Origin of the sequence: Streptomyces graminilatus (genome assembly GCF_001418565.1) — a bacterium.
Classification (GTDB): Bacteria; Actinomycetota; Actinomycetes; order Streptomycetales; family Streptomycetaceae; genus Streptomyces; species Streptomyces graminilatus.
Window position 1 is genome coordinate 1 of sequence record NZ_LIQQ01000165.1, and the last position, 6126, is coordinate 6126.

The 6126-nt window shown below is 67.3% G+C and carries 3 protein-coding genes; 1 reads left to right on the forward strand and 2 read right to left on the reverse strand.

From position 1 onward, the window contains the following. A partial coding sequence (locus AOK08_RS15945; RefSeq protein WP_055526226.1) for an alpha-L-fucosidase occupies positions 1–2331 on the reverse strand: 2331 nt, incomplete at its 3' end. A 339-nt stretch (positions 2332–2670) separates the two neighbouring features. On the opposite strand from AOK08_RS15945, the gene AOK08_RS15950 reads away from it, so the two are divergent. Then, a complete protein-coding gene (locus AOK08_RS15950; RefSeq protein WP_055526225.1) occupies positions 2671–4113 on the forward strand; it encodes an RICIN domain-containing protein in 1443 nt (480 codons plus the stop codon). An 89-nt stretch (positions 4114–4202) separates the two neighbouring features. Here the strand turns inward: AOK08_RS15950 and AOK08_RS15955 are convergent. Then, a partial coding sequence (locus AOK08_RS15955) for a non-reducing end alpha-L-arabinofuranosidase family hydrolase (RefSeq protein ID WP_241826963.1) occupies positions 4203–5596 on the reverse strand: 1394 nt, incomplete at its 5' end. Positions 5597–6126 lie beyond the last annotated feature (530 nt).

Sequence of the window (6126 nt, forward strand, 5' to 3'; positions counted from 1 at the left end):
CTGCCAGTCCTGGTTGGAGCCGCCGGTGGCCGGCCACTGGATGATGGCGGCGCCGTCCGCGGTGGAGGCGTCCTTGACGTCGACGCACCAGCCGGTGCGCACGTTGACGATCTGGTGGTAGCCGCTCGTCGCGGAGGGGACCAGCTTCCACGACTGGTTGTCGCCGCCGTTGTCGGTCCACTGGTCCAGGGCCGCGCCCTGGGCGGAGCCGCCCGGACTCTCCAGGACCTTGCCGCTGCGGACGTTGGACAGCCGGAACGAGCCGTCGGTGTTGGGCACCAGCCTCCACTGCTGGTTGGTGCCGCCGCTCGACGGCCACTGGATGGCGGCGCCGCCGTCGGCGGTCGAGGCGCCGCTGACGTCCAGCACCTTGCCGCTCTTGCGGTTCACCAGCCGGAAGGTGCCGATGTCCCCGCTGAAGGGCCGGTCGTAGACCTCAAGGTTGCGGATCGAGGCCCAGGCACCGCTGGGCAGACCGGTGACGGTCACCCGCACGTACCGTGCGGTGGCGCGGAACACGGACACCTGCACCTGACTCGTGCTGGTGGTGGCGGTCAGGTCCGCGAGGGTGGTCCAGGTGCTGTTGTCGGTGGAACCCTCGATCCGGTAGCGGTAGTTGGTGGCCGGGGACTCCCAGACGATGCGCGTTCCGGTCAGCGACTTCTGCGAACCGAGGTCGACCTTCAGCCAGTTGCCCGTGTTGCCGTTGGTCGCGGACCAGCGGGTGGAGGTGGAGCCGTCGAGAGCCTTGGCCGCGCCGTTGCCCTTGGATGCCTCCTCGCTGCTGGCCGTCGCCGTCCTGCCCGCGGCGATGTCGGCCGGCACCACGGAGCGGTCCAGCGTGACGCCGACGACGCTGTCCTCGGGGTTGCGGGTGCGGTTGACGCCGGTGACGGTCACACTGCCGTCCGCGCCCACGGTGAAGGGCAGGTCGGTGTTCGTCGCGACGTCGAAGACGCGGGTGACCTGTGCGTCTCCGGTGGACGGGGTGGTGAAGGAGGTGCCGCTGTAGCCGGGCAGCAGGTGGACGTAGAAGGTGTTGTCCTTGTACGTGTAGCCGTACTGGCCGTCCAGCGGCTGCCACGGTCCGCCGCGCGTGCCGTAGACGGACTGGCCGCAGGTGGAGAGGAAGGAACCGACCCTGCGCACCACGGCGGCCTGGGCGTCGGAGACCTTGCCGGTGCGGTCGGGGCCGACGTTGAGGAGGACGGTCATGTTGCGCACCCAGGAGTTGACCAGGATGCTCATGATGTTGCCGTAGCTCATGATGGGTGCGCCGGCCTTGAAGCCCCAAGCGCCGCAGATGGTGAAGTTCTTCTCCGCCAGACGCCCGTCGCGGATCGAGCCGGTGGGGACGGCGCCGCCCTCCTCGCTGACGTAGTCGCCCATCCAGCCGGAGCGCGGGTTGACCACGATGTCGGGCTGGTGCTTGCGCACCACGCCCATCACACCGAGGCCCTTGCCGGTGTCGGAGTCGGTCTCGCTGTAGGCGGCCTCCACCGGCCACTGGTTGGCGCTGTCACGGAGCTTGCCGGGCTCCCAGAAGAACGCGGAGTCCGAGTCGGAGCCGTGCTGGCCCAGCCAGCCGCCGTCGAAGTAGATGTCGTCGATCTTGCCGTAGTTGGTCATCAGCTCCTTGATCTGCTGATACACCTCGTTCTTCATGATCCGCGCGTTCTCCTTGTGCGCGGGATCGGTGGTGTAACCCCAGGTGTTGGTCGTGCAGTTGGTGCCGGTGACGTCGTAGTAGCCGGGGTAGCGCCAGCTCATCGGGGAGTAGTAGAGGCCGACCTTGAGCCCGGCGTCGCGTACGGCCGTGACGTACTCGCCGACCAGGTCGCGCCGCATCGGGCCCTGTCCGGCGTGGAAGGCGTTCGGGTGGGTGGACGGCCACAGGGCGAAACCCTCGTGGTGACGGGTCGTCAGGACCGTGTACTTCGCGCCCATGTCCTTGGCCAACTGGGCCCAGTCGGCGGGGTCGTAGGCGCTCGCCGTGAACTGGTTACCGGTCGAGTCGGTGAAGTACTTCCGGTACTCCTCCGGCGGGACGGCGGAGTTCTCCATGTACCACTCGCCCCGGGCGGGGCCGGAGTAGACGCCCCAGTGGATGAACATGCCGAGCTTGGCGTCCTGGAGCCACTTGATCTTCTCGTCGGACTGCTGCTCGAGACCCAGGTCCGCCTTGGGGATCCGCAGCGGGACGAGCGGCAGCGGCTGGGGGGACGAGGCGGCGGCATGGGCGGGGAACGCCAGCGTCGGCGAGACGGCTGCGGCGACCGTCATGGCGGCCATGCCGGCCAGCACTCTGCGGCGACCGATCGGTTCGGACAAGGTTCTCTCCTGACTTTTCACAGAACAGCACGTGCGGCTTGTGCGTGGAGCAGGTACGGGGTGGGAGCGGGGGTGCCCGACGGTGGAGCGCATGGGCGACACGTCAGGGACATGGGATGGATTAGCAGGCACCAGTAGGGCTGTTGTCCAGCCCCGGGGCGAAAATCCCCGAAATTCCACACGACTTGGAGATCGCCAGCGACCAACCACTTTAGACATGGGATGTATTAACTTTGCGGTAACCGTTGACGAAGGTGCGGCCGGTGCCTACTGTCCTGCGACGGATCCCAACACATTCCAACAATCAACAACCTGTCTGCCCTTGGGAGCGGAGTGCCGATGCTCAGACGTGCCCTCACATCTCTTCTCGCCCTGTCTCTGGGCGTGTTCACCCTGCTCGTCACCGGTTCCCCGGCGCAGGCCGCCGCGGCCACCGTGACCAACGGGACGCAGTTCACCGACACCAGCGGTGCCGTGGTGCATGCCCATGGCGGTGGCGTGATCAAGGTCGGCTCGTTCTACTACTGGTTCGGCGAGAACCGGAACCCCGACAACACCTTCAAGGCGGTCTCCGCCTACCGCTCGAGCGACCTGAAGACCTGGGAGTTCCGGCGCAATGTGCTGACCCAGGCCAGCGATCCCGAGCTGGCGGTCGCCAACATCGAGCGGCCGAAGGTGATCTTCAACAGCACGACCGGCAAGTTCGTGATGTGGATGCACAAGGAGAACGGCAAGGACTACACCCAGTCCCGTGCCGCGGTGGCCGTCTCCGACACCGTCGACGGCGACTACACCTGGCGGGGCAGCTTCCGGCCCGCCTCCGGTACGACGTCCCGGGACATGACCCTGTTCAAGGACGACGACGGAACGGCGTACCAGATCACCTCCGCGGCCGGCAACGCCGACCTGCACATCTACAAGCTGACCGCCGACTACACCGGCTACGACAGCCTGGTCGCCAACCCCTGGCCGAACAACTTCCGTGAGTCTCCCGCGCTGTTCAAGCGCGACGGCGTCTACTTCATGCTCACGTCCGGCACCAGCGGCTGGAACCCCAACCAGCAGAGGTACGCCACCGCCACCAGCCTGGCCGGCCCCTGGACGCCCATGACCGAGATCGGCGACGCCACCGCCTACGGCTCCCAGACGGCGTACGTGCTGCCGGTGCAGGGCACCTCGGGCACGTCCTATCTCTACATGGGCGACCGCTGGGGCAACTCCATGGGCGGCACCGTCAACGACTCGCAGTACGTCTGGCTGCCGCTGACCTTCCCGACCAGGACCACCATGGACCTGCCCTGGTACCCGCAGATCGCCATCGACACCGCGGCCGGCACGATCACCGGCGTGGGCGGCGGCCCCTACTACAACCTGATCGCCCGGCACAGCGGCAAGTGCCTCGACATCACCGACAACTCCGGCGCCGACAGCGCGTTCGCCCTCCAGTACACCTGTGTCAGCGGTGGCCTCAACCAGCAGTGGCGCCTCCAGGACGCCGGCGACGGGTACGTCCGTGTCCTCGCCCAGCACAGCGGCAAGTGCCTGGACGTCGCGGGAGGCTCAACCGCGGACGGCGCGTTCGTGAACCAGTACCGCTGCGGGACGGGCACCAACCAGCAGTGGCGGTTCGACGACCAGGGAGGCGGCAACTTCCGCCTGACCGCCCGCCACAGCGGCAAGTGCCTGGACGTCAAGGACGCCTCCACCGCCAACGGCGCCCGCCTCATCCAGTGGACCTGCGGAACCGGCGCCAACCAGCAGTTCCAGCGGCCCGCCGCGTAGGCAGGTCCGCGAAAAAGGGGGAACCCCAGCCGTCGTACGGCTGGGGTTCCCTTGTCGTGGTGGTGGTGATGGTGGACCGGACCGCCGGGTCAGCGCTGGAGGGTGAGGACGCCCGGCCGCCACGGCAGTTGGTCGTAGGGGCCGCCCGCGGACGGGGACTTGCCCTGGTAGAGCAACTGCAGGTTGCAGGGGTCGATGGTCATCGTCTGGTCGGGGTTGTCGCGGACCACGTCACCGTGGCTGATGTCGTTGGTCCAGCCGGCGCCGCTGTTGGCCTTGCCCGCGAAGGGGTTGCCCTCGCTGGCGGCCTGCGGGGTCCAGGAACCGCTCAGGCTGGTGGCGGTGAACGAGCGGAAGTAGCGCCCGCCGGCGCCCATGGCCTCGACGATCATGAGGTACTGGTTCTGGTCCTTGACCTTGTAGACCTGCGGGGCCTCGAACAGGTTGGCCTGGGTGTCGCTCATGATCGTGGTGTAGGAGGAGCCGAAGCTGCCGGGGAAGTTCCCGATCGGCATGCTGGCCCGGTAGATCTTGCCGTTGTCACCGGCGAAGAACAGGTACATGTTCTGGCCGTCGGCGATCAGGGTCTGGTCGATCGGGCCGGTTCCGGAGCCGGAGATGCTGCCGGTGAACAGCGGCTGCGGCGCGGACCAGCCGTTGGGGTTGGTCGGGTCGCTCGACGTCCGGTAGATGAAGGGCCACTGGCCCCACTGGTAGGCGAGCACCCAGATGTTCTTGGGCGCGAAGTAGAACAGCGTGGGCGCCACCGCGGCCTGGTTCATCCCGGTCTGGCCGGCCGATGCCATGTCCGACCAGTTGGTGAACGGCTTGAAGTTCATCGAGCCGTACGACGAACCCGCCACGTTCGACGCGTACACCAGGTGCTTGCCCTGGTACACCACGCTGGTGAAGTCCTTCAGCGAGACCCAGCCGTTCGCGGGCTGCGCCAGCGCGCCCGTCGACTTCCACCGGTAGGAGGACGGGAGGGCACACGCGCCGGGTCCCGGCGGATTGGGCGTGCCGGACAGGCCGGACCAGTTCTGGTTGCCGCCGCCGTTGCACGTCGCGATCTGCACCGCCGAGCCGTTGGCCGTACCGGAGCCCGCGACCTCCAGGCACAGCCCGGATTCCACACCGACGATCGTGCCGTCGGAGTTCACCCGCCACTGCTGGTTGGCGCCCCCGTGGCAGCTCCAGATGTGCACCCGGGTACCGGCCGTGGTGGCGTGGCCCGGAACATCCAGGCACTTGTTGCCGTACACGGTCAGCAGGTTGGCGTCCGTCGACGTCCACTGCTGGTTGGTCCCGCCCGAGCAGTCCCAGACCTGAAGGTAAGTGCCGTCGGTCTGGCTGGCGTTCGGCACATCGAGACACCGGCCGGAAGGGACACCGCGTACGGCACCGCTGGTGGCCGCCTGGGCCGGGTTGGCGACAAGCATCGCCGCCAACGCGACCAGGACCGCGGCCACGGCGGCGAGCGCCGNNGACGGTCGATGTGGTGCGCACTGCGTGCTTCGTGCTTCTTGCGGCTCGGCCGTTGCTGTGCGCGCGGCCCGGAGGGGCCCTGCTGCGCGAGCGGAGCGACCCCGACATGTCCGTAATACCGAACAACAGTCGAAGTGTTGACCAAATTGGATGATAGGGAATGGATGAACGGCGTCAATACTTCTCGCATGAATCGTGGACAACGCCGAAACATTCGAAGCGACTTGGGCTGAAACATCGCAGGTCAAGCCGCTCCACTGGCCAGTCCGCGCGGATGGACGGCCAATTGGCGGCAAAACGGGCCCTGTTACATGAACGGCGCCGACACGATGCCCGTCTCTCCGGCGTCATCGCCGCCACGATTTTCCGAATCACGTCCGAAATTTCGGAAACTCTTCGAGTTTGCATTCGGCGCGCCCACGATTCGGGGGAACACCGGGATCGCGACGCGTGCACCTTCTCGGCACCGGTTGGTCATCGGTGTGTTCCTAGGCTCCTGCTGCCGCACACCCGGGCACCCCTCCCCCT